Here is a 22,835-nt window from a genome sequence, read left to right as displayed (position 1 = left end):
GTCGCCCGCCCACCCGGCGGGCGAGCCGGACACGCACCGCCAATCTAAAGGTTGACGGCAAGGAAGCGGCACAGGGGCGTACCGGTGCGGCGGCGGGAAGGTTTTCCCCGCCCCGGCCTGCGCTCCCTCATCCGTACGGTTGGTTGTCCACAGGCCGAGAGGCCCATTGGACGGCGGAATTCCAAGTTATCCACAGCCGTATCCCCAGCCTGGTGATCCTCGTTCACCGTCGGTCACCGAGGGGGTCAACGCCCGAGGCGCCGCCGGACCATCCCGACCACCTCGGTGATCTCGCCGATCCGCAGCACCATGGCGAGCCCGAGGTAGGTCGCGCCGATCGCCGCGCCGCCGATCACCAACTGGACCGCCGCGGCGAGCCAGCTCAGGCTCGCCGGGTCGCCGGGGAGCACCGCGACCACGAGTACGCCGACGAGCGCGGCGCCGAGCGCCGCCACGACCACCCGCCCGAGCGTCCGCATGATCCCGCCCAGCCCGATCCGGCCCACCCGGGGCCGCAGCAGCATCGCCGAGATGATCGCTGCCGCCAGGTACGACACCGCGTTGCCGAGCATCATCCCGGCCGCCGCGAACGTGTTCGAGAAGAGCAGGAACAGGCCCACCTGGAGCAGGACGCGCAGCGCCACCACCGGAATGTTGATCAGAGCCGGGGTGCGGGTGTCCGGCAGCGCGTAGAACGCGAACGTGAAGAGCTGGCTCACCGCGAACGGCACCAGGCCGAGCGCCGCCACCAGCAGCACGGTCGAGGTGGCCACCGCGTTGTCGCCGGTGAACGCGCCGTACCGGAACACCACCACCGAGATCGGGGCGGCCAGCACCGCGTAGCAGACCGCGATGGGTGCGAGCACCGCGGTGACCATCCGGGTGCCCCGGGACAGGTCGGCGGTGACGTCGTGGAACCGGTTCTCGGCCGCGGCCGCGCTCATCCGGGGCATCAGCGCGGTGATGATCGAGACGGCGATGATGCCGTGCGCCATCATCAGCAGCAGGAACACGTTGTTGTAGATCAGCAGGCCGGCGTTCTCGCCGTCCCCGCCGGTGGCCCGGTTGAGCAGGTTGACCACCACGAAGAGGCCGAGCTGGTTGACCGCGACGTAGCAGAACATCCAGGCGCCGAGCCGGGCCAGCTCGCGCAGCCCCAGCTCCCGGAAGTCGAACCGCGCCTTCCACCGGAAGCCGACCTTGCGCAGCGCGGGCAGCAGTCCGATCGCCTGCACCGCCACGCCGAGCAGCGTGCCGCCGCCGACCAGCAGGACCCGGTCCCAGCCCACCTCGTCGGGCCGGAGGCCGGTCGCGCCGAAGACGACGATGTACAGGCCGAACGTGCCGATCGAGACGAGGTTGTTGAGGATCGGCGCCCACATCGGGGCGGCGAAGTGCCCGCGCGTGTTCAGCACCGCGGCGATCAACGCGCTGATGCCGGTGAAGAACAGCATCGGCAGCATCAGGTACGACAGCCGGGTGACGAGCGTGGTGTACGCCGGGTCGTCGCCACCGGCCGCGTACACGGCGGTCAGCACCGGGGCCAGCAGCACCGCGATCAGCGCGGTCGCGGCGAGCGCCAGCACCGCGAGGGTCAGCAGGCGCTGTGCGTACGCCTCGCCCCGGTCCGCGTCGATCTTGCGGCGGCGGACCAGCACCGGAACCAGGACGCTCGTCAGCACGCCGCCGAGCAGGAACTCGTACACCTGGTTGGGCAGGAACTGGGCGGTGGTGAACGCGTCGCCGACCATGGTGCCGAGCGCGGCACCGATCATCAGGTTGCGGATGAAGCCCGTACCCCGGCTCACCAGGCTGCCGATGGCCATCACCGCGCTGTTCGCCGCGGCGCTGGTCTCGGCGACCACCTCCTGCGGCGGCGCGACGGCCTCGACGCCGGGCTGGTTCAGCGGCTCGGCGGAGATGAAGGTGGCGCCGTCGTCCGGCGGCAGGCCGCCGCCGTGCGCGTTCGCGCTGCGGTAGAGCCCGCCGCTCATCTGCCAGCCTCCAAGGGGTACGTGGCGACCGGGCCCGGCCGGCCCCGCCCAACCGGAACCTTAGTCAACCCGGGCCCGTTACCCGCGCCCGGCGCGGTCGATCCACCTCCGGCCCGATAGGCTGGCGATCCCATGTCCGAAGCCTCCGCCTCCCACGCCGCCGACCGCCGCGAACTGACCGCCGCGCAGCGCAACGCCGTCGCCGAACTGCTCCGAGTCTCACCGGTCGCCGACGAGCTGGGCCGGCGCTTCGCCCAGGCCGGTCACGAACTGCACCTGGTGGGCGGATCCGTCCGCGACGCGCTGCTCGGCCGGCTCGGCAACGACCTCGACTTCTGCACCGACGCCCACCCGGACGAGACCATCAAGGTCATCCGCGGGTGGGCCGAGTCGATCTGGGAGACCGGACGCGAGTTCGGCACCATCGCCTGCCAGCGCGACGGCCTCAACCTGGAGATCACGACGTTCCGCGCGGAGGTCTACGACCAGGTCAGCCGCAACCCGGTGGTGCAGTACGGCACCAGCCTGACCGAAGACCTCAAGCGCCGCGACTTCACAGTCAACGCGATGGCGGTCAGCCTGCCCGACCACCGGTTCACCGACCCGTACGGCGGGCTGGCCGACCTCGCCGCCAAGATCATTCGTACCCCCGGGACGCCGCAGGAGTCGTTCCGCGACGACCCCCTGCGGATGCTGCGCGCGGCCCGGTTCGCCGCCCAGCTCCGCTTCGCCGTCCACCCGGACGTCCGTGCGGCGATGACCGAGATGGCCGCGGACCTGGACCGGATCACCGCCGAGCGGATCCGGGACGAGTTCACCAAGCTGCTCTGCGGCGCCGACCCGATCACCGGGCTGCGCCTGCTGGTCGACACCGGGCTGGCCGAGCGCTTCCTGCCCGAGCTGACCGGCCTCAAGCTCACCATCGACGAGCACGCCCAGCACAAGGACGTCTACGAGCACACGCTCACAGTGGTCAGCAACGCCATGTCGATGGAGTCCGACGGCTGCGACTTCGTGCTGCGCATGGCCGCGCTGATGCACGACGTCGGCAAGCCCGCCACCAAGGCGGTCGGCGCGGACGGCCGGGTCAGCTTCCACCACCACGAGGTGGTCGGCGCCCGGCTGACCAAGAACCGGATGAAGGCGCTGCGCTACTCCAAGGAGATCACCTCCCAGGTGGTCAAGCTGGTCGGGCTGCACCTGCGCTTCTACGGGTACGGCCGCGGCGAGTGGACCGACTCGGCGGTGCGCCGGTACGTCACCGACGCCGGTGACCTGCTGTCCCGCCTGCACAAGCTGACCCGCTCCGACTGCACCACCCGCAACCGGCGCAAGGCGGCCCAGCTCGCGGCCGACTACGACGCGCTGGAGGAGCGGATCTCCCGGATCGCCGCCGAGGAGGACCTGGCCCGGGTCCGGCCCGACCTGGACGGCAACGCGATCATGGAGCTGCTCGGCGTACCGCCGGGGCCGGTGGTCGGTCGCGCCTGGCAGTACCTCAAGGAGCTGCGCCTGGAGCGGGGCCCGCTGGACCGCGACGAGGCCGAGGCTGAGCTGCTGCGCTGGGCGCGCGACGAGGGCATCACCGGCTGAGACCGGCGTCCGTGATCTGACGACGATACGGCGGCGTGTCGACCGATCGGTTGACCCGTTCCGGTCGATGTCTCCCGCATGATGAGTCATCGGCAGCCGCCGAATCGACAGATGTGGCTGTCCGATCTCATCCGCCCGTCCGCTCCGGACGGTCGCTGGACACGGGGAGTCAATTCATGACACGTCACGGCGGCCTGCGCCGCTCCGCGCTCGTGGGGATCGCCCTCACCAGCGCCACCTCCATACTCTGCGCCACAGTCGCCGGCCCCGCCCTGGCCGACCCGAAGCGACAGTCGGTCCGCGGCGCCGGCACGGCCGAGGCGGTGCCCGGCCGCTACATCGTGGTCCTCAAGAAGGGCAAGACCACCCCGGCCAAGGTGAAGTCCGCCGCGTCCGCGCTGGCCGGCGAGCACGGCGGCACCGTCCGCCGGGTCTTCGGCAAGGCGCTGAACGGCTACTCCGCCACGATGGACGTCCGGCAGGCCGCGCGGCTCGCCGCCGACCCGGACGTCGAGTACGTCCAGCAGGTCCAGCGCTGGAGCACCGCCGGCACCCAGACCACCCCGCCGTGGGGCCTGGACCGCATCGACCAGCTCAAGACCCGGACCGACGGGAAGTACACCTATCCGGCGACCGGCGCCGGGGTGACCGCCTATGTGATCGACACCGGTATCGACATCGACCACCAGGACTTCGACGGGCGGGCCGGCAACGGCTACGACGCGGTCGAGCAGGACAACGTCGCCCAGGACTGCCACGGGCACGGCACCCACGTGGCGGGCACGATCGGCGGTACGACGTACGGCGTCGCGAAGGCCGTCGAGCTGGTCGCCGTCCGGGTCCTCAACTGCGACGGCGAGGGCGACAGCGAGCAGGTGATCGCCGGCATCGAATGGGTCACCACCAACGCCACGGGGCCCTCCGTCGCGAACATGAGCCTCGGCGTCGGCCGCGTCGACCAGGCCGTGAACGACGCGGTCGCCCGCTCGATCGCTTCCGGCATCACGTACACGGTCGCCGCCGGCAACATCATGGCGAACGCCTGCGAGTCCTCGCCGGCGAGCGTGCCCGCCGCCATCACCGTCGGCGCCACCGACCGGGTGGACATGCGTGCCTGGTTCTCCAACTACGGCCGCTGCCTGGACCTGTTCGCCCCGGGCACCGGCATCGTCTCGGCCAAGGCCGGCACCAGCGCCGGCTCGGAGTCGATGAGCGGCACCTCGATGGCCTCCCCGCACGTGGCGGGCGCCGCCGCGCTGCTGCTGGAGGAGCACCCGGACTGGTCGCCGCAGCAGGTGCGGGACTCGATCGTGACCACCGGCATCGGCGGGGCGGTGCACGACATCATGGGCTCCACCGACCGGCTGCTGCACATCGGCGCGGCGGCGACGGCCCGCGGCTCGTACGGGCTCAAGGCCCGGGTCAACGGCCGGTACGTCACCGCGGAGAGCGCCGGGGCGAAGCCGCTGATCGCCCGCGGCACCGCCATCGGGGCCTGGGAGAAGTACGACGTGGTCGACGCCGGCGGGGGCCTGTTCGGCCTGCGGGCGCGGGTCACGAACAAGTTCGTCACGGCGGAGAGCGCCGGGGCGAAGCCGCTGATCGCCCGCTCGGCCACCATCGGCGCCTGGGAGAAGTTCCAGATCGTCGACAACACCGACGGCACGATCAGCCTGAAGGCGGCGATCAACGGCAGGTACGTCACCGCGCCCAGCGCCACCTCGCCGCTGATCGCGAGCAAGACCGCGATCGGCACCGCCGAGAAGTTCGACTTCGACGCCCCGGCGCCGCTCGTGAGCATCAAGTCGGTGGTCAGCGGCAAGTTCGTGACGGCGGAGAGTGCCGGGGCGAAGCCGCTGATCGCCCGCTCCGCGACCGTCGGCGCCTGGGAGAAGTACGAGCTGGTGAGCGTCGGTGACGGCTTCGGCACCTTCGGCCTGAAGGCCCAGATCAACGGCAAGTTCGTGACGGCGGAGAGCGCCGGGGCGAAGCCGCTGATCGCCCGGGGTGCCTCGATCGGCGCGTGGGAAGGGCTGTCGCTCCTGCACTACAACGCCGACGGCTCGGTCTACCTGTACGCGAACGTCAACGAGAAGGCGGTCACCGCCGGCGGCGCCGGTACCAGCCAGCTCATCGCCAGCCGGACCATCGACTGGGGCGGCCCGCCCTTCGATCTGGGCGAGGGCGAGAAGTTCGTCATCGCCGTGCTCTGATCCGTACCACCGCACGACGCCCGCCGGCTCCCCGAGGGGAACCGGCGGGCGTCCGTCGTCACTGGGTGACGGTGGTGCCGTCCACGGTGTTCTTGCCGTTGTTCTGCGCGCTGCTGCCCAGCCGGGCCAGCAGGCCGGCCAGGTCGATGCCGGTCAGGTCGCTGCCGAGCTGCAGACCCTGGGCGACGTTTCCGGCCACCGACTTGGTCAGCGACGACGCGCCGTCGGTGGAGATCACAGTCATCTTGTCGATCGCGCCGATCGGGGCGCTGGCCGCGCCGACCACCTCGGGCAGCACCTTGACCAGCAGGTCCAGCACGGCCGCTTCGCCGTACGCGGCGAACGCCTCGGCCTTGCGGGCCATCGCGTCGGCCTCGGCCTGACCCTTGGCGAGGATGGCCGCGGCCTCGGCCTGGCCCTCGCGCTCGACCGCCTCGGCGATCGCGGAACGACGGCGCTGCTCGGCCTCGCCCTCCTTGGCGCCCTCGATCGCGTTCGCCTCGGCCAGCGCGGCCCGGCGGGCCCGCTCGCCCTCACCGGTGAGGCGGGCCTGCTCGGCGGACGCCTGGGCGGCGGCGATGGTGGCCTGCCGCTGCGCGTCGGCGTTGAGCACCGCCGCGTTGCGGTTCGCCTCGGCCTCCTGCTCGACCTTGTACCGGGCCGCGTCGGCCGGCTTGCGCACTTCGGTGTCGAGCTGGCGCTGCTTCAGCTCGGCGTTGCGCTCGGCCACCTTCTGCTGCTCGGAGAGGATCGCCTGGTCCCGCTCGGCCTGGGCGAGCGGACCGGCCGCGGCCGACTTCGCCTTCGCCGCGTCGATCTCGGCCTGGATGCCGGCCTGCTTGAGGGCCAGGTTCCGGTTCGCCTCGGCGATCGCCTCCTCGGCGAGCAGCCGCTCCTGCTCGGCCTGCTGCCGGGCCCGCGCCTCGGCGATGGCCGCGTCCTTGAGCACCCGGGCCGCCTCGGGCCGCCCCAGGTCCTGCAGGTAGGAGCCCTCGGCCGAGATGTCCTGGAGCTGGAACGTGTCCAGCACCAGGCCCTGGTTGGTCATCGAGTGCTCGGCCTCCTCGGCGACCGCGCTGGCGAACGCTGCCCGGTCCCGGATGATCTCCTCGACGGTGAGCCGCCCGACGATCGAGCGCAGCGCGCCGGCGAGCACCTCGCGGGTGAAGTTGTCGATCTCCTCCTGCTGGTTCAGGAAGCGCTGGGCGGCGGCGCGGATCGCGTCCTCGGTGCCGCCGACCTTCACGATCGCCACGCCGTGCAGCTCGGTGCGGATGCCCTGCTTGCTCACCGCGCCGCGGATGCTGACGTCGATCCGGCGGCTGGACAGGTCGAGCGACTGGAGCTTCTGCACCACCGGCAGCACGAAGACCGAGGCGCCGAGCACGACCTTCTGCCCGGACATGTCGGTGGAGCGGGCTCCGTCGGCGGACTGCGTGGTGCGGCCCTTGCGGCCGGTGACGATGAACGCCTGGTTCGGCCCGGCCACCTTGATCCGGGACAACACGAAGAGGACGAGGACGACGGCGAGGAGGACCGCGCCGCCGATGGCGACGAGCAGGGGCATGGGCGTTCCCGTCTGTGTGGTGGTGTGTCAGTAGGTCTCGACGTGCACGCTGGTCTCGCTCAGTGCTTCGACCACGAAGATCCGGGTGCCGACCGGCATCGGCCCGTCGGCGCGGGCGTTGAGCTTCACCGGCTGGCCGGCGAGGCGGACCCGCACCTCGCCGTAGCCGCCGCTGGGGATCGGCGTCACCACCAGGCCGATCGCGCCGGCCAGGTGGTCGCGGGTGGGTGTGGCGTCGGTGCGCATGTTGCGGGCCGCGCGGCTCAGCCGCGCCGCCAGCCAGCCGGTGGGCACGGCCGCGAGCACGCCGCCGGCCACCGCCGCCGCGATCATTCCGGGGGTACGGCCCCCGAGCAGTTCGTTGACGATCGCGCCGCCGAAACCGAACGCCCCGGTGAACCCGGCGGCCGCCTCCAGCGACACCGGCCCGTCGACGTCCGGCTGGCCGAGGTGGAGCACTCCCGAGCCGAGCAGGGCGAGCGTCAGCACGCCGACACCGACCCCGCCGATGATCAGGAAGATGAGCGTCCCGGTGGCCATGACCTGCACGGTATCGACGCCGTGCAACATCGACTTCGCTCAGCGGTCGTCCAGCCCGCCCTCAGCGAGGCAATGTCCGTGGGCGCGCGCGACAATGGGTGGCATGCGCTGGACCGTGCTCGACTCGCCGATCGGGGAGTTCTCCGTCGGCACCGACGACGACGCGGTGCGCGGCGCGCACTTCGGCCGGGTGGACGGGGCGGCCGACGAACCCGGTGACGCGGTGGCCCGGCTGGCGGTGGCGGAGCTGCGGGCGTACTTCGCCGGTGAGCTGACCGAGTTCACAGTGCCGGTGTCGGCGCCCCGGGGCTCGGAGTTCGAGCGCGCGGTGTGGCGGGAGATGACCCGCATCCCGTACGGGGAGACGAAGACCTACGGCGAGGTGGCGAAGGCGGTCGGAGATCCCGGCGGTGCCCGGGCGGTCGGGGTGGCCTGCAACCGCAATCCGGTGCCGGTGATCGTGCCCTGTCACCGGATCGTCGGTGCGGGCGGCAAGCTGGTCGGCTTCGGTGGCGGGCTGCCGCGCAAGGTGACACTGCTGGAACTGGAGGCGTCGGTGGCGCTGCGGCGAGCCTGGTCCTGACGTACGCGAAGAAAGAAGGCCGGGTCCGCGCGGACCCGGCCTTCTTCCTCGTGCTCGTGCTGCGTGTCAGCGCTCGATCTCGCCGGCGATGAACGCCTCGACGGCGGCGTGCGCGTCGTGGTCGGCGTACTGCTCCGGCGGGGACTTCATGAAGTACGAGGAGGCGGAGAGGATCGGGCCACCGATCTTCCGGTCCAGCGCGATCTTCGCGGCGCGGACGGCGTCGATGATGACACCGGCCGAGTTCGGCGAGTCCCACACCTCGAGCTTCAGCTCCGCGTTGAGCGGGGTGTCACCGAAGGAGCGGCCCTCCAGGCGGATGTACGCCCACTTGCGGTCGTCCAGCCACGGCACGTGGTCGGACGGGCCGATGTGCACGTCGCTCTTGCTCATCTCGTGCGGGATCTGGGAGGTCACCGACTGGGTCTTCGAGATCTTCTTCGAGACCAGGCGGTTGCGCTCCAGCATGTTCATGAAGTCCATGTTGCCGCCGAAGTTGAGCTGGTACGTGCGCAGCAGCTCGACCCCGCGGTCCTCGAAGAGCTTCGCCAGGGCGCGGTGCACGATGGTGGCACCGACCTGGCTCTTGATGTCGTCGCCGACGATCGGCAGGCCGGCGTCGGTGAACTTCTTCGCCCACTCCGGGTCGGAGGCGATGAAGACCGGCAGGGCGTTCACGAACGCGCAGCCGGCGTCGATCGCGGCCTGGGCGTAGAACTTGTCGGCCTCCTCGGAGCCCACCGGGAGGTAGGAGACGACCACGTCGACCTGCGCGTCGCGCAGCGCCTGCGCCACGTCGACCGGCTTGGCGTCCGACTCCTCGACGATCTCGCGGTAGTACTGGCCGAGACCGTCGAAGGTCGGGCCGCGCTGCACGGTGACGCCGGTCGGCGGCACGTCGCACAGCTTGATCGTGTTGTTCTCGCTGGCGACGATCGCCTCCGCGAGGTCCATGCCCACCTTCTTGGCGTCCACGTCGAACGCCGCGACGAACTTCACGTCCGAGACGTGGTAGTCGCCGAAGGTGACGTGCATGAGACCCGGGACGCGGTCGTTCGGGTCGGCGTTCCGGTAGTACTCCACGCCCTGTACGAGGGACGAGGCGCAGTTACCCACACCGACGATGGCGACGCGGACGGAGCCCATAGCGTCTGCCTCCTTCTTCTTCATCACGGCCGCTCTGTCCTGGACGTTCCAGGCGTGGGCGGGCTGTCGTTGTCTCCTCGGCCACCGGCCGTCCCGGGTCGCGGGTCGGCCGGGGCCCGGCCGGAGCGCTCGTTGGCGATGAGCTCCTCCAGCCAGCGGACCTCGCGCTCACAGGCGTCGAGCCCGTGGCGTTGCAGTTCCAGGGTGTACGCGTCGAGGCGCTCGGCTGCCCGGCCGAGCACGTCACGAAGACCTTCGCGACGTTCCTCGATCTTGCGGCGACGACCTTCCAGGATCCGGAGCCGGGTGGCCTGGTCGGTCCGGGCGAAGAACGCGAAGTGCACGCCGAAGCCCGTGTCGTCGTACGTCTCGGGTCCAGCCTGCGCTATGAGCTGGGCGAAGCGTTCCTTGCCCTCCGCGGTAATGGTGTAGACCACCCGACCGCGTCGGCTGGTCAGCGCGGGTACCTCCTCGGCGGTCGCGGGTGTCTCGGCGGCTTCGGCGATCCATCCCGCCGCCTGCAGCCGACGCAGCGTCGGGTAGAGCGAGCCGTAGCTGATCGCCGCCCGGATGGCACCGAGCTTGGCGGTCAGCTCCTTGCGCAGCTCGTAGCCGTGCATCGGTGCCTCCTGCAGGAGGCCGAGGATGGCAAGCTCGAGCACGGGCCATCCCCTCTTTCCCCCTGCGCGGAGCACTAACCACCGCGATGTATCGGACCGATACATCGCACGTTAGCGGAGAGGTGAGGGTGGGGCAAACCCCTGCTTACGCGACGCGTTCCTCACGCATCGTGACCATGGTCGCCTGGGTTCGCCGGAGCGCGTACCCTTTGCCGCATGCGTACGCAGCGCCAGGTCGTCGACTACTCGCTTCAGAAGCGGGCTGTGCTGCGTGAACTGCTCGCCGGGCGGATCGGCACGTACGACGTCTGCGACGCCTCGCCGTACCTGAAGAACGCTGCTCGTTTCCACGGCGAGCCGACCGACCACCGCTGCCCGATCTGCCGCAGCGAGAACCTGATCCACGTCCACTACATTTACGGTGACGAACTCAAGCAGTCGGCCGGCCAGGCGCGTACCCGGGCCGAGTTGCCCGTCCTGGCCATGACGCTGCGTGAGTTCCAGGTGTTCGTGGTGGAGGTCTGCCCCGGCTGCGACTGGAACCATCTCGTCGAGCAGTTCCTGCTCGGCCGGGACGGCCTCGCGGGCGAGGCGGAGGACGCGGACGAGTCGGTCGCGGCCAACGGCTCCACCCCTCGGCGAAGGCGAGAGGCGCAACGGTGAACGCGGCTGTCCCGATCGCTGCCGGCCCATTCCCCGGGCGGCAGGATCGACAGCCCTTACGCGTAATTGGTCCGAATAGATCGGATTTGACGGGCGATCGCTGGCACGGCCGGCGGGTAACGTCCCGTGTTCCAGCTCACGGCAACCCGGTGGCGGCGCCCCCGCGCCCCACCGCGACCGGCAGGGTGTGAGGAATGAACTACGGCGATCCCAGTTCTTCGCGTGGGCGGGCCCAGATCCCGGGCCCGAACGGCGACCCCGGTTCCGAAGGGAGCCGGGGCGGGAACGGTTGGTCCGGCGCGGCTGAGGGCGGCGCCTCGGCGCGCGCCTCCGCGACACCGTACGGCGCGGGCGGCCGGGCCTCGGTCGGCGGCGCCGCACCGGTGCCGCGCGGGGCGGCAGGCTCGGCCTCGGTCGGCCGGGCCGGCGCGGGCCGCGCCTCGGTGCCGGTGTCGCCGGCGCCCGGCGTCTCCGGACGCGCGGGCGCCGGGCGGGCGTCGGTGCCGGTCTCCCCGGCCGCTCCGGCCGGGCGCGCCTCGGTGGGCGCGGCGAGCGTCGGCGCGGCCGGCGTCGGTGGGCGTGCGAGCGTGGGCGCACGCGCGAGCGTCGGCGCGGCGGCGGTCGGTGGCCGCGCCCGGGTGCCCGGCGCCTCCGGCGGTGGTCCCGGTGGTCCCGGCGGTCCGGCCGGACCCGGCCGGCGTGGCCGCGGCGAGGACCCGGCGCGGGCGAAGAAGCGCCGCCGGATCAACATGCTGATCGCCGGCTTCGCCGTGTTCATCATGCTCGCCGGCATCGGCGTGGTGAGTTTCACCTGGTACTCCACCAAGGTGGTGCTCCCGGAGGACACCATCCCGCCGCTGTCCACCACCATCTACGACTCGACCGGCAAGACCGCCATCGCCCGGATCGGCGACCAGAACCGCCAGCTGGTCACCATCGACCAGATCCCGGAGCACGTCCAGCACGCGGTCGCCGCGGCGGAGGACCGGAACTTCTACAAGCACTCCGGTGTGGACTACAAGGGCATCGCCCGGGCCGCGTGGAACAACCTCACCGGCGGCGACAAGCAGGGCGCCTCGACCATCACCCAGCAGTACGCGCGCAACGCGTTCGAGAACCTGAACCAGGACACGTACGGCCGCAAGGTGAAGGAGGCGATCCTCGCCTCCAAGCTGAACGACAAGTACGACAAGCGCGCGATCATGCAGCACTACCTGAACGTCATCTACTTCGGCCGCGGCGCGTACGGCATCCAGGCGGCGGCGCGGACCTACTTCGGTAAGGACGTCAAGAGCCTCACAGTGGCCGAGGCCGCGGTGCTCGCCGCGCTGATCAAGCAGCCGGAGCCGAGCGGCACCCACCAGGGTTACGACCCGGCGATCAACCCGACGGCCGCGCTGGACCGGTGGAACTACGTGATCAACGGCATGATCACGGAGAAGTGGCTGGACGCGCCGAACACGCCGCAGCATCCCACCGAGTACCCGAAGAACATCGCGAAGCCGTCGAAGAACAGCGGCGGCGGCTTCGGCATCGACACCCCGTACGGCAACATCGTCAACTACGTCTCGCAGGAACTGCGCGAGATGAAGCTCTGCACCGACAACGAGGCCGAGGCGACCGAGAAGAAGCCGCTGTGCTCGAAGGCGCTGAGCCGGGGTGGCTACAAGATCACCACCACCATCAACCAGAAGATGCAGGAGGCGGCGCTCGACGCGGCCCAGCGGGCCAAGAAGGGCTCCGAACTCGCCGGACAGCCGCCGAACCTGATGGCCGCGGTGGTGGCCATCGACCCGAAAACCGGCCGGGTGCTCGCCTACTACGGCGGCGACAACGGCACCGGCACCGACTACGCCGGGAAGAACGTCGACAACGGCGTGGTGAGCGGCGGTCACTCGCCGGGTTCGAGCTTCAAGATCTACACGCTCGCCGCGGCGCTCAAGGAAGGCATCTCGCTCAAGTCCCGGTGGAAGGGCACGGCGTTCACACCGAAGGGCACCAAGTTCAAGGTCAGCAACGCCGGCGCGGACAAGGTCTCCTGCGGCGACTCCTGCACGCTCGAACTGTCGACGCTGAAGTCGCTGAACGTGCCGTTCTACTACATCACCGAGAAGATCGGCCCGGACAAGGTGCTCGACATGGCCAAGCAGGCCGGCGTCACCACCATGTGGCAGACCGACACCAACCCGGCCAAGGCGCACGACCTGACCAAGGCCGACCCGAAGGACCTGGCTCCGTCGCCGTTCTTCCACGTCCTCGGCTACGGCCAGTACCCGATCACGGTGCTCGACCACGCCAACGGCGTCGCCACGTTCGCCAACCAGGGCGTCTACCACAAGGCGCACTTCGTGAAGCTGGTGCAGAAGCAGAACCCGGACACCGGCAAGTGGGACACGGTCGGCGGGGAGAAGCTCAAGGGGCAGCAGCGGATCGACAAGGACATCGTCGCCGACGTGACGTCCGTGCTGAAGCAGTACCCGGGCCAGATCAACAAGCGCCTGGAGGAGGGCCGGCAGGTCGCCGAGAAGACCGGCACCTGGGAACTCGGTGACAAGACCACCCGTAACGGCGACGCCTGGATGATCGGCTACACGCCACAGCTCGCCACCGCGGTCTGGGTCGGCAACGTCAAGGACCGCAAGGCGATCAAGTACAAGGACGGCCGGGACATCAGCGGTGCCCGGATGCCGGGTGACATCTTTCAGCGCTTCATGAACGACGCGCTCAAGGGCAAGGACAAGGAAGAGTTCCCGCCCGCGGCAAACGTCGGCGAGGACGACACCGGCAACGGCGAGGCCCCGCCGCCGACGAACGAGCCCGGCCAGCCGGGCGGCCCGAACTGCGACCCGCTGGGTCTGTTCTGCCCCGGCGGCACGCCCGGCGGCGGCACCCCCGGCGGCGGTGACCAGGGTGGAACGCCCGGCGGGGGCGGGCTCCCCGGAGGCGGCGGACGCCCCGGTGGGGGCGGTGGCGGCGGTGGGCTGCTACCGAGCACACCACCGACACGACAGAACTGACGCGTACCACCTGACGGCGGCGGCCGGACCTCGGGTCCGGCCGCCGCCGCGTTTCGCGTACCGGAATTTCTCCGCGCGCGACGGGACGGCGACCCCCGGTGTACGGCAGGATGCCTCTCCATGAGCACCCAGTCGCCCGCAGGCATCGATGAGCCCGGCGCGTCCGAGGCGGCGCCACGATCCGCAGAGACGGTGGACCACCCGTCCCGCTCCGACTGGTTCGTCCGGGGCGCCTCCGGTCTGATCGGCGGGCCGCTCGGCGACCACGCCGCCGCACTGGACCGGCCCGCCGAGCGGGAGAGCCGCTTCTGGACCGCCGGCCGGATCGTCTTGGCGCTGGTGTGCCTCACGCTGGCCCTGCACTGGGTGCAGAAATCGCCCTGCCAGGACGGCGCCTGGCAGAACAACATCCAGTACACCCGGATGTGCTACACCGACGTGCTCGCGCTCTACTACGCCGAAGGGCTCAACGAGGGCAAGGTGCCCTACGCCGACCACCCCGTGGAATACCCGGTGCTGACCGGCTACTTCATGGGGGCGCTCGGCCTGCCGGTGCACGCCCTCGGCACCGACAACCCCGCCATCAACCAGGGCCAGTGGTTCTACAACCTGAACGCGCTGGTACTCGGCGCGCTCGCGGTCGCCACCGTCGCGGTGATCCTCAGCCTGCGCCGACGACGACCCTGGGACGCCGCGTTGTTCGCGCTCTCCCCGGCGCTCGTGCTCACCGCCACCGTCAACTGGGACCTGCTCGCCATCGGCCTGGCCGCGTTCGGCCTGCTGGCCTGGGCGCGCGCCCGCCCCGACCGGTACGCGCTGCTGCTGCCCGGACTCGCCGGCGTCCTCATCGGACTCGGCGGGGCGGCCAAGATGTGGCCGCTGTTCCTCCTCGGCCCGATCCTGGTCCTCGCGCTGCGCGCCGGCAAACTGCTGGCCGGGCTCGTCGCCACGGCGACCGCGGTGGTGACGCTCGTGGCCGTGAACCTGCCTGTCGCGATCCCCTACCGGGAGAACTGGGAACGCTTCTTCGACCTGAACACCACACGCCCCATCGACTGGGGGACGCTCTGGTACATCGGCCGCTACCTGGACGGCCGGATCAGCCCGTCCTCGCCCGGCGAACTCGGGCCGTTCGAGTGGCTCAACGCGAACATTCCCACCCTCAACTGGCTGTCGTACCTCCTCTTCGGCCTGGCGTGCCTCGGCGTGGCCGGGCTGGCGCTGCTCGCGCCACGCCGCCCCCGGCTGGCCCAGCTCGCCTTCCTGGTGGTCGCCGCGTTCCTCATCTTCAGCAAGGTGTGGTCCCAGCAGTTCGTGCTCTGGCTGCTGCCGCTCGCGGTGCTCGCCCGGCCGCGCTGGGGCGCGTTCCTGGCCTGGCAGGTCGCCGAGGTCTGCTACTTCGCCGCGTTCTACGGCGAACTGCTCGGCACGGCCATGTCCCGGCCGGTCTTCCCCGAGGGCGTCTTCGTGCTGGCGTCGAGCCTGCGCCTGATCACCGTGGCGGTCCTCTGCGGGTTCGTCATCCGGGACATCGTGCGGCCCGAACTGGACGTCGTCCGGCACACCTACGCCGACGACCCGGACGGCGGAGTGCTCGACGGCGCGCCCGACGCGCCCTGGCATCAACGCTGGCGGGCGCGCGCCGCCGAACGGCCCGCCGAACCCGTTCCGGTGTGACCGAGACGGTCGTGTTCCGGTCTACAGCCGGAACACGACCGCCTCGCCGACCTGCTCCCGGGTCACTCCCGGCGTGTCGACCGGCCGGTCGAGCATCCCCTCCCACGGGGTGCCCTCCAGTTCGTCGCGCAACACGACCACGTTCTTCACGCCGATCTGCCGCAGGTAGTCGACGCTCGCGTAGTCCGGGAAACTCACTGTCGCCTCGCGGATCTGAGCCTGCGAACGCGGCGTGAAACCGCTGCCGCCGTTGACCATCGGCTGGAACCGGTCGGTGGACCAGAGCATCACCGGCTGGTCCAGGTTCTGGCTGCTCGGCAGCACCAGCATCGGGCCGTCGACGGTCCGCATCGCCGCCGGCTGCCGCGGCACCACCGGCTGCGGCGTGGCATTCAGCCCTTCCACGAGCACCAGCGCCAACGGCAGCAGCGTGGCCAGGCGCAGCCACGGGCCCGGCCACGGCGGCACCCGTTCGGCGGCCAGCTCGCGTACGCGCATGCAGAGCGCGGTGACCGCGCCGGCCGCGAGCAGGCCCAGCAGCAGCGTGGTCCAGAGCATCATCCGGCCCGGCGTGCGCAGCCCGCTCCAGCCCGGCAGGTAGTCGAACAACGGCACGTAGGTGAACCGGCCGCCGAAGAACCGGGTGCCCATCGCCAGCGCCATCGTCACGAGCACCCCGGCCAGCAGGAAGATCCGGTGCCGGACCCGCCAGACCGAGAAGAACAGGCCACCGGCGGCGAGCGCGTAGAGCGCGAAGCCCGGCAGCAGCGTCATCTCCGGATGCCAGGGCAGCACGGCGCGGGCGCCCTCGTGCAGCCCGCCCCAGACCCGGGACTCGGCCGGCGCGGTGAAGAACCCGCTCGCCGGCGGCGAGTAGAGCCCGATGTCACCGAGCGTCCGCTCCGCGTTCGGGTGCAGCTCGGCGACCTTGAAGTACGGCACCGCCAGCGCCGCGCCCACCGCGGCGAACGCGAGCCCGCCGAACAGGTCGGCAAGGAACAGCCGCCGCCCGAACGGACGCTTCACCCGGCGCCGCCGCACGAACCACAGCACCACCGAGACCACGCCGGTCCCGGCCAGCATGTACGCGAACGGCAGCCCGATGCCGAACCCCAGGCTGAGCTGCCATGCGGCCACCAGCCACCCGGCGAACGCCCAGCCCGCGTGCCGGCGGCGCGGCCGGTAGCCGTACCGCAGCGACCAGCCGTGCCCCCGGGCCAGCATGGCCAGCGCCAGCGGGATGCCGCCGTTGGAGAGGATGTGCAGGTGCCCCGCCTGGGCCAGCAGCCACGGCGCGTAGGCGAAGCTCGCCCCGGCCACCGCGCCGCCGATGCGGCCCGCGCCGAGCTGCCGGGCCAGCACGTACGCGCCGAACGCGGCGAGCGCGTGCGCCAGCACGAACATGATGTTGTAGCGCAGGACGGCGTGCTCCGGGCCGACCCCGATCAGGCCGGCCGGGGCGTACCCGAGGAGCGTGTCGGAGAACGCGAAGCTCCAGTTCTCCGGATAGAACGTGTTCGCGTGCCACAGCATCGCCGGGTCGGTCCGCAGGATGTGCCCGGACCACGCCATCTGCCACGCCTGCAGGCTCGGATCCCAGTAGTCCTGCGGCAGCGTGTGCCGCGGATAGCGCAACGTGGGCCAGGTCATCGCCGCGGCCAGCGCCAGCGCGGCGACGGCGGCGAGCGTCCACTCGTGCACCAGGAACCGGCCGACCGCGCGGACGGCCCGGCGGGCCCGGCCGAGCACCGGCTCCGGCGCGGGCCCGAACGCGGACCAGGGGTCGGCGGGCTTCTCGTCGGCCGTACCCGTTGCGCTCCTGTCCCCGCCCTCGGCCTTCGTGCCGGCGGCGTCTCCGGCGTCGCCGCCGTTCGCCGGCCCGTCGTGGGCGCCGCCCTTGTCGGCGGCGGCATCGTCCCGGGCCTCGGCCTTCTCCTCGGCGGCGGCCTCGTCCGCGGTGCCGGCACCGGGCCCGGTGCCCGCCTTGCCGGCAGTGGCGTCCACGCCGGATCCACCCTCGGCGGTCCCGCCCTCGCCGGTCGGGATCGCCTCGGCCGTCTCGTCCGGCCGGTTCCGCGCGCCCGTCCCGTCCGGCCGGGGCTCGGCGCCGGACCGGCGGCCGGTCGTGCCGGACTGCTCGGTCGTCACGCCGCCGCGCCCAGCTGCCCGCGCAGGAACGCGATGTCGGCGGCCTGGCCCTCGACGCCACCGGGGGTCTCCACGATCACCGGCGCGCCCGCCGCGCGGATCACCGCCACCAGCAGCTCCGGGTCGATGGTGCCGCCGGTCAGGTTGTCGTGCCGGTCCTGGCCGGAGTTGAACGCGCCCTTGGAGTTGTTGGCGTGGATCAGGTCGATCCGGCCGGTGATCGCCTTCACCCGGTCGACCAGGCCCAGCAGTTCCTCGCCACCCGCGTACGCGTGGCAGGTGTCCAGGCAGAAGCCGACCTCGTGGTCGCCGAGCGCGTCCCAGAGCCGGGCCAGTGAGTCGAGGTGCCGGGCGCAGGCGTTGTCGCCGCCGGCGGTGTTCTCGATCAGCACCGGCAGTGGGAAGCCGCCCGAGTCCGCCGCGTACGCGAAGGTCTTGCGCCAGTTGTCGAAGCCGACGGCGACGTCGTGGCCGGCGTTGACGTGGCCGCCGTGCACGATCAGCCCCTTGGCTCCGACGTCCGCCGCGGCGGTGGCGTGGGCGAGCAGCAGCTTACGGCTGGGAATGCGGATCCGGTTGTTGAGCGTGGCCACGTTGATCACGTACGGCGCGTGCACGTAGAGGTCGACGTCGGCGGAACGCAGGCGCTCGGCGTCCTCGCGCGGCTTCGGGGCCTTCCAGCCCTGCGGGTCGGCCAGGAAGAACTGGACCGCCTCGGCCTGCCGGGCGGCCGCCTCGGCCAGCGGGTCGGTCGGATCGACGTGGGCTCCGATTCGCATGCAGGGCAGCCTACGTCGCGCCTGCGACGGTCGGCGCGCTCGCGGGAGGCACCCGGCGGGTCGAACGCGTCACCACCCGGCCCGGCGGTCGTTGTCCGGGGTGGGATCGATGGTCGACGCTCCGCCCGAACGTGGTCCACAGCACGGACGGGCGAGGGTGGACCCCCGGAAACGGGACGCCCCGCCGTGCGGCCCGGCACGACGGGGCGGGATCCGCTCGTCATCCCGGTACGGGAGGCCAGCAGTAGGACCAATTCCTCCATTTACCCCAAGTGGTGACGAGAGCCATTGTATGGTCAGACCAGGTGACAACACGATAAAGCTCCGCGGGGCGTCTTCGATCCAACCTCATCGGTGTGGTCGTTCCTCCCCAGGTCCCACCCAAGGAATGCGGACGGGACGCCCCGCGGTCCCGTGGACAGGGGTCCACCTGCCGGCTCGCCGGAGGTGGGCCCCTGTCGCCGCACCCGGGACACCGGGGCCACCGGCCCGGCCATGATCGTCCGGACCGGCTATCCTGGTCCGGTTGTCCGCGTGTCCGACCGGGTTCCCCCGGCACCGGCGCGGGCAGCGACGCACGACCTCCTGCCACGGAAGGACCGTGGCCGCTTAGCCCACAGGAGGTGAGCACGTCTTGCGTCACTACGAAGTCATGGTGATCCTCGACCCCAGCCTCGAGGAGCGCACCGTCGCCCCGTCGCTCGACACGTACCTGAACGTGATCCGGACCGCGGGTGGCTCGGTGGAGAAGACCGACGTGTGGGGCCGCCGGCGCCTCGCGTACGAGATCAACAAGAAGGCCGAGGGCATCTACGCCGTCATCGACCTCCAGGCGACGCCGGAGGCCGTTGGCGAGCTGGACCGTCAGCTCCGACTCAACGAGTCGGTGCTGCGCACCAAGGTCATCCGACCGGAGATGCGCTGAGCATCCAGACCCGGCACGTCCGGATCACAAGCCTCATCCACGCTGTCGTACGGCTCTGAGAGCCTGAACGGCACAAAGATGAGTGCGCGAGGAGATGGTCATGGCAGGAGACACCACCATCACGGTCATCGGCAACCTGACCGATGATCCCGAGTTGCGATTCACCCCCTCCGGCGCGGCGGTCGCCAAGTTCCGGGTCGCTTCGACGCCCCGCTTCATGGACAAGGCCTCCGGCGAGTGGAAGGACGGCGAGCCGCTGTTCCTCTCGTGCACGGTCTGGCGCCAGGCCGCCGAGAACGTCGCCGAGTCGCTGCAGCGCGGCGCTCGCGTGATCGTGTCCGGCCGACTGCGCCAGCGGTCGTACGAGACCCGTGAGGGTGAGAAGCGCACCGTCATCGAGCTGGAGGTCGACGAGATCGGCCCGTCGCTGCGCTACGCCACGGCGAAGGTGCAGAAGATGTCCCGCTCCGGTGGCGGTGGCGGCGGCTTCGGTGGTGGTGGCGGCCAGGGCGGCGGCGGAGGCAACTTCGACGACCCCTGGGCATCTGCTGCCCCCGCCCCCTCCCGCGGTGGTTCGGGCGGAAACTTCGACGAGGAGCCTCCGTTCTAATGGCGCCGAGCGCCCGCGATCGCAAACCAGGAGCACGAGCAATGGCTAAGGCTGCGGCACTTCGCAAGCCGAAGAAGAAGGTGAACCCGCTCGACAAGGACGGGATCACCTACATCGATTACAAGGACACCGCGCTGCTGCGCAAGTTCATCTCCGACCGCGGCAAGATCCGCGCTCGACGGGTGACCGGCGTGACCTCGCAGCAGCAGCGGCAGATCGCCCGTGCGGTCAAGAACGCCCGCGAGATGGCGCTCCTGCCGTACACGGCCACGACCCGCTGAGAGGAGGCACGGACATGAAGATCATCCTGACTCAGGAGGTGTCCGGCCTCGGCTCTCCGGGCGACATCGTCGAGGTGAAGGACGGCTTCGGCCGTAACTACCTGCTGCCGCAGGGCTTCGCGATCGCCTGGACCAAGGGCGCGGAGAAGCAGGTCACGGTCATCAAGCGGGCCCGCTCGGCCCGCGAGATCCGCGACCTGGGCCACGCCACCGAGGTCAAGACCCAGGTCGAGGGCCTGAAGGTCAACCTGAAGGCCCGCGCCGGCGACGGCGGGCGGCTCTTCGGCTCGGTCACCCCGGCCGAGATCGTCGACGCCGTCAAGGCCGCCGGCGGCCCGACCCTGGACCGCCGCCGGCTGGAGCTGCCCGGCCACATCAAGGCGCTCGGCTCCTACCCGGTCAGCATCCGGCTGCACCCCGAGGTGACCGCCAAGTTCGACCTGAACGTGGTCAAGGGCTGACACCCGAAGCACGACGCGAAAGGCCCGCACCGGTCGCCGGTGCGGGCCTTTCCCTATCCTCACCGCTCAACCGAGCGGCTTGCCCGTCACCGCGCTGATCACCACCGTGGACAGGCCGCCACCCACCACCGCGGCCGCCAGCGCCACTGTCGCCGACCGCCACGTCGTCCCGACCTGTCGCAGCAGCACCGCCACCACCAGGCTGCTCACCATCGCCAACCCGAACCGCGGCGCCGCCGACACCAGCGACTCCAGCGCATGCGCACGCGGCGAGTCACACCCACCGCCGGTGATGTCCGTGACGCACCCCGCCGGAGGCTGACCGCTCAGGAACAGCAGACCGATCACCAGCAGCACCGCCGGAACCAGATAGCAGGCCGCCGTGTAGACCAACGGCCGCAACGGACCACCCGGGTCCGGATCCAGCAGGTCGTCCTCCAGCCGCCGGCCCCACGAACCGCCGCCGATCGTCTCCACCCGGCGCCGCAACGTCGAAGGCGCCGGCTCCACCGGGCCACGGCGAGGCACGGTACGCGGGCGCGGCGCCGAGTACGCCACCGCAGGCGAGCGGGGCGCCGTCGACGGCGTCTCCATCCACCGGGGATCGTCACCGGAGAGCCGGGTACCCGACCAGAACGCCTCGGCCCGCTCCGGCGACGCCCAGCCCTCCCGCACCGGCGGCGCCGACCGGTCCCACGGATCGGCCGGCGCGTACCGGTTGCCCGCGTCCCGCACCGGCTCCAGGAAACCGGTGTCGGTGAACCGGTCCCACTCACCCGTGTGCTCCGTACGGTCCCACCGGTTCTCCGCCCGCTCCCAGCGGCTCGCGGGCACCGGCCGGTCCCAGGCGTGCACCCCGGACGCGTCCCACGGATCGACAGCGGGCGGCTGCACCGGCTCACGCTCGACGCTCCGGCGGCGCTGCCACGGATCCGCCGCCGGTTGCGGCCGCGCCGACTCCGGCTCCGCCCGCGACCAGGCCGACTCCGACTCCGCCGCCCTCGCCGCCGTCTGTCCCCAGCTCGGCTCCGGCTCCGCGGCCATCGCCGCCGACCGGCCCGCATCCGGCGTCGGCCAGTCGGCATCCGTCCCCGAGCGGGACCACGCGCCGTCCGGGGCCGCCGGCCGCGCCCAGCCGGAATCCGACCCCGCCGGCGGCGGCCAGGAGGAACCCGACGCCGACCGGCGACGCCGGCCCGCCGGCCGTTCACCCTCCGATCCCGCCGGCCCCTCGCTCGAACCCGCCGACTCCGGCAGCCCGGACCAGGTCACCTGCGGCCGACGCGTCGCCGCCCGACGCGGACGACTCCGGGGCGCCGCCCCCGACACCGGCTCGTCGCCCTCGTCCGCCCGCCGGTTGCCCACGTACCCCCGCTCCTGCGGGGCGTCCATCGTCCACTCGGCGGTGTGATCCGACAACGGACCCGCACCGATCGCGCGCAGATCGCGACGCGGCCCGGCGTCCACCCGCCGACCACCGCCGGAGGACGGCGTCTCCACCTCGTCGTCCGGCGCGGCATGCCGCCCGCCACCGTCCGCGCGACTCACCCCGGACTCCAGAGCCCAACGGGGAAGGTACGTCTCGACCGGCTCGTCCTGGCCACGCTCGATCGCGCGCCGCCGGCTCGCCGTGCGGTAGCCCTCCGGCGCGTACGAGTCGACCCGGCGCGGCCCGGCGGGCTCATCCCAGGAACCGCTCGGCCGTCGCTCGCGCGGGCTGTCCTCCCCGCGTCCCCAGTCCCGGTGTCTCACGGCCGGAGCGTGACCTCTCTCAACCCGAAAGTAAACCCGCTGTCCCAGGTGTCGCCGTTCGCAGCGATAGTACGGGACGAACGACGACAAAGCTCGGCCGGAAATCTTCCGTCCACAGGGTGGGGATAGGAAAAGCCCAGGTCAGAGGCGATAAGCCCGGAATTCCCCATCACTTTTCCACACCCCTGTGCACACCCTGCGCACATGCCTGTCCCCAGGCGTCCACAGGTTGTCCCGAGGCTCATCCACCGGCCTTGTTGAGCGGT

At 71.4% G+C, this 22,835-nt stretch carries 18 protein-coding genes; 10 read left to right on the top strand and 8 right to left on the bottom strand.

From position 1 onward, the window contains the following. Positions 1 to 245: 245 nt before the first annotated feature. Entirely contained in the window at positions 246 to 1,994 is a 1,749-nt protein-coding gene (gene murJ / locus ACN27D_RS13340; protein WP_421499203.1) for a murein biosynthesis integral membrane protein MurJ, read from the bottom strand. A 132-nt stretch (positions 1,995 to 2,126) separates the two neighbouring features. Here murJ and ACN27D_RS13335 point away from each other — a divergent pair, with 132 nt between their 5' ends. Continuing rightward, positions 2,127 to 3,587 (top strand): CCA tRNA nucleotidyltransferase, encoded by a 1,461-nt coding sequence (locus tag ACN27D_RS13335; RefSeq protein ID WP_121683692.1) that lies wholly within the window; start codon positions 2,127 to 2,129, stop codon positions 3,585 to 3,587. A gap of 176 nt (positions 3,588 to 3,763) precedes the next feature. Next, positions 3,764 to 5,800, top strand: coding sequence for a S8 family serine peptidase (locus tag ACN27D_RS13330; protein WP_421499202.1), 2,037 nt, complete (start codon positions 3,764 to 3,766; stop codon positions 5,798 to 5,800). Between the two features lie 58 nt (positions 5,801 to 5,858). On the opposite strand, the gene ACN27D_RS13325 is transcribed toward ACN27D_RS13330, so the two are convergent. Both ACN27D_RS13325 and ACN27D_RS13320 read right to left on the bottom strand, forming a co-directional pair. Next, the gene (locus ACN27D_RS13325; protein WP_121683690.1) at positions 5,859 to 7,367 is read right to left on the bottom strand and encodes a flotillin family protein; all 1,509 of its coding nucleotides are present in this window, start codon (positions 7,365 to 7,367) and stop codon (positions 5,859 to 5,861) included. Between the two features lie 27 nt (positions 7,368 to 7,394). Next, positions 7,395 to 7,937: a hypothetical protein gene (locus ACN27D_RS13320; protein ID WP_358170591.1), complete on the bottom strand. Its 543-nt coding sequence runs from the start codon at positions 7,935 to 7,937 to the stop codon at positions 7,395 to 7,397. Positions 7,938 to 8,010: 73 nt separating this feature from the next. Between ACN27D_RS13320 and ACN27D_RS13315 the strand changes: the two genes are divergently transcribed. Beyond that, complete coding sequence (locus ACN27D_RS13315; RefSeq protein ID WP_047892731.1) at positions 8,011 to 8,490, top strand: methylated-DNA--[protein]-cysteine S-methyltransferase; 480 nt, start codon at positions 8,011 to 8,013, stop codon at positions 8,488 to 8,490. Between the two features lie 66 nt (positions 8,491 to 8,556). On the opposite strand, the gene ACN27D_RS13310 is transcribed toward ACN27D_RS13315, so the two are convergent. Continuing rightward, the gene (locus ACN27D_RS13310) at positions 8,557 to 9,636 is read right to left on the bottom strand and encodes an inositol-3-phosphate synthase (RefSeq protein WP_013289364.1); all 1,080 of its coding nucleotides are present in this window, start codon (positions 9,634 to 9,636) and stop codon (positions 8,557 to 8,559) included. A gap of 23 nt (positions 9,637 to 9,659) precedes the next feature. Then, positions 9,660 to 10,298, bottom strand: a complete 639-nt coding sequence (locus tag ACN27D_RS13305; protein WP_120572535.1) for a PadR family transcriptional regulator — start codon at positions 10,296 to 10,298, stop codon at positions 9,660 to 9,662. Positions 10,299 to 10,472: 174 nt separating this feature from the next. On the opposite strand from ACN27D_RS13305, the gene ACN27D_RS13300 reads away from it, so the two are divergent. From ACN27D_RS13300 to ACN27D_RS13290, 3 genes are all read left to right on the top strand, one after another. Further along, positions 10,473 to 10,919, top strand: coding sequence for a DUF5318 domain-containing protein (locus tag ACN27D_RS13300; RefSeq protein ID WP_013289362.1), 447 nt, complete (start codon positions 10,473 to 10,475; stop codon positions 10,917 to 10,919). 194 nt (positions 10,920 to 11,113) lie between these two features. Beyond that, the gene (locus tag ACN27D_RS13295) at positions 11,114 to 13,936 is read left to right on the top strand and encodes a transglycosylase domain-containing protein (protein ID WP_421499201.1); all 2,823 of its coding nucleotides are present in this window, start codon (positions 11,114 to 11,116) and stop codon (positions 13,934 to 13,936) included. A 120-nt stretch (positions 13,937 to 14,056) separates the two neighbouring features. Beyond that, positions 14,057 to 15,613: a glycosyltransferase family 87 protein gene (locus ACN27D_RS13290; protein WP_421499200.1), complete on the top strand. Its 1,557-nt coding sequence runs from the start codon at positions 14,057 to 14,059 to the stop codon at positions 15,611 to 15,613. Between the two features lie 21 nt (positions 15,614 to 15,634). On the opposite strand, the gene ACN27D_RS13285 is transcribed toward ACN27D_RS13290, so the two are convergent. Further along, positions 15,635 to 17,761 carry a hypothetical protein gene (locus tag ACN27D_RS13285; RefSeq protein WP_421499199.1) on the bottom strand — a complete coding sequence of 709 codons (2,127 nt, stop codon included), beginning with the start codon at positions 17,759 to 17,761 and terminating at the stop codon, positions 15,635 to 15,637. After that, on the bottom strand, positions 17,758 to 18,540 hold the full coding sequence (locus ACN27D_RS13280; RefSeq protein ID WP_120572540.1) for a deoxyribonuclease IV: 783 nt from the start codon (positions 18,538 to 18,540) through the stop codon (positions 17,758 to 17,760). Before ACN27D_RS13280 ends, ACN27D_RS13285 begins: the two co-directional genes overlap by 4 nt. Before the next feature lie 634 nt (positions 18,541 to 19,174). Between ACN27D_RS13280 and rpsF the strand changes: the two genes are divergently transcribed. From rpsF to rplI, 4 genes are all read left to right on the top strand, one after another. Further along, positions 19,175 to 19,465, top strand: coding sequence for a 30S ribosomal protein S6 (rpsF, locus tag ACN27D_RS13275; protein WP_013289357.1), 291 nt, complete (start codon positions 19,175 to 19,177; stop codon positions 19,463 to 19,465). Positions 19,466 to 19,547: 82 nt separating this feature from the next. Continuing rightward, positions 19,548 to 20,075, top strand: coding sequence for a single-stranded DNA-binding protein (locus tag ACN27D_RS13270; protein ID WP_018788497.1), 528 nt, complete (start codon positions 19,548 to 19,550; stop codon positions 20,073 to 20,075). A gap of 41 nt (positions 20,076 to 20,116) precedes the next feature. Then, the gene (gene rpsR / locus ACN27D_RS13265; protein ID WP_013289355.1) at positions 20,117 to 20,356 is read left to right on the top strand and encodes a 30S ribosomal protein S18; all 240 of its coding nucleotides are present in this window, start codon (positions 20,117 to 20,119) and stop codon (positions 20,354 to 20,356) included. A 14-nt stretch (positions 20,357 to 20,370) separates the two neighbouring features. Further along, positions 20,371 to 20,817, top strand: a complete 447-nt coding sequence (rplI, locus tag ACN27D_RS13260) for a 50S ribosomal protein L9 (protein WP_018788496.1) — start codon at positions 20,371 to 20,373, stop codon at positions 20,815 to 20,817. Positions 20,818 to 20,883: 66 nt separating this feature from the next. On the opposite strand, the gene ACN27D_RS13255 is transcribed toward rplI, so the two are convergent. Continuing rightward, on the bottom strand, positions 20,884 to 22,569 hold the full coding sequence (locus ACN27D_RS13255; RefSeq protein ID WP_421499198.1) for a hypothetical protein: 1,686 nt from the start codon (positions 22,567 to 22,569) through the stop codon (positions 20,884 to 20,886). Between the last annotated feature and the right edge of the window lie 266 nt (positions 22,570 to 22,835).

The organism is Micromonospora sp. WMMD1274 (genome assembly GCF_049179035.1).
GTDB lineage: Bacteria > Actinomycetota > Actinomycetes > Mycobacteriales > Micromonosporaceae > Micromonospora > Micromonospora tulbaghiae.
Note: the sequence above shows the minus strand (reverse complement) of the source record. Positions and strands in the feature narration are given on the sequence as shown.

Coding starts and splice junctions, on each gene's coding strand:
- murJ (WP_421499203.1), bottom strand. CDS start 1,994: ATGAGCGGCGGGCTCTACCGCAGCGCGAACGCGCACGGCGGCGGCCTG.
- ACN27D_RS13335 (WP_121683692.1), top strand. CDS start 2,127: ATGTCCGAAGCCTCCGCCTCCCACGCCGCCGACCGCCGCGAACTGACC.
- ACN27D_RS13330 (WP_421499202.1), top strand. CDS start 3,764: ATGACACGTCACGGCGGCCTGCGCCGCTCCGCGCTCGTGGGGATCGCC.
- ACN27D_RS13325 (WP_121683690.1), bottom strand. CDS start 7,367: ATGCCCCTGCTCGTCGCCATCGGCGGCGCGGTCCTCCTCGCCGTCGTC.
- ACN27D_RS13320 (WP_358170591.1), bottom strand. CDS start 7,937: ATGTTGCACGGCGTCGATACCGTGCAGGTCATGGCCACCGGGACGCTC.
- ACN27D_RS13315 (WP_047892731.1), top strand. CDS start 8,011: ATGCGCTGGACCGTGCTCGACTCGCCGATCGGGGAGTTCTCCGTCGGC.
- ACN27D_RS13310 (WP_013289364.1), bottom strand. CDS start 9,636: ATGGGCTCCGTCCGCGTCGCCATCGTCGGTGTGGGTAACTGCGCCTCG.
- ACN27D_RS13300 (WP_013289362.1), top strand. CDS start 10,473: ATGCGTACGCAGCGCCAGGTCGTCGACTACTCGCTTCAGAAGCGGGCT.
- ACN27D_RS13295 (WP_421499201.1), top strand. CDS start 11,114: ATGAACTACGGCGATCCCAGTTCTTCGCGTGGGCGGGCCCAGATCCCG.
- ACN27D_RS13290 (WP_421499200.1), top strand. CDS start 14,057: ATGAGCACCCAGTCGCCCGCAGGCATCGATGAGCCCGGCGCGTCCGAG.
- ACN27D_RS13280 (WP_120572540.1), bottom strand. CDS start 18,540: ATGCGAATCGGAGCCCACGTCGATCCGACCGACCCGCTGGCCGAGGCG.
- rpsR (WP_013289355.1), top strand. CDS start 20,117: ATGGCTAAGGCTGCGGCACTTCGCAAGCCGAAGAAGAAGGTGAACCCG.
- rplI (WP_018788496.1), top strand. CDS start 20,371: ATGAAGATCATCCTGACTCAGGAGGTGTCCGGCCTCGGCTCTCCGGGC.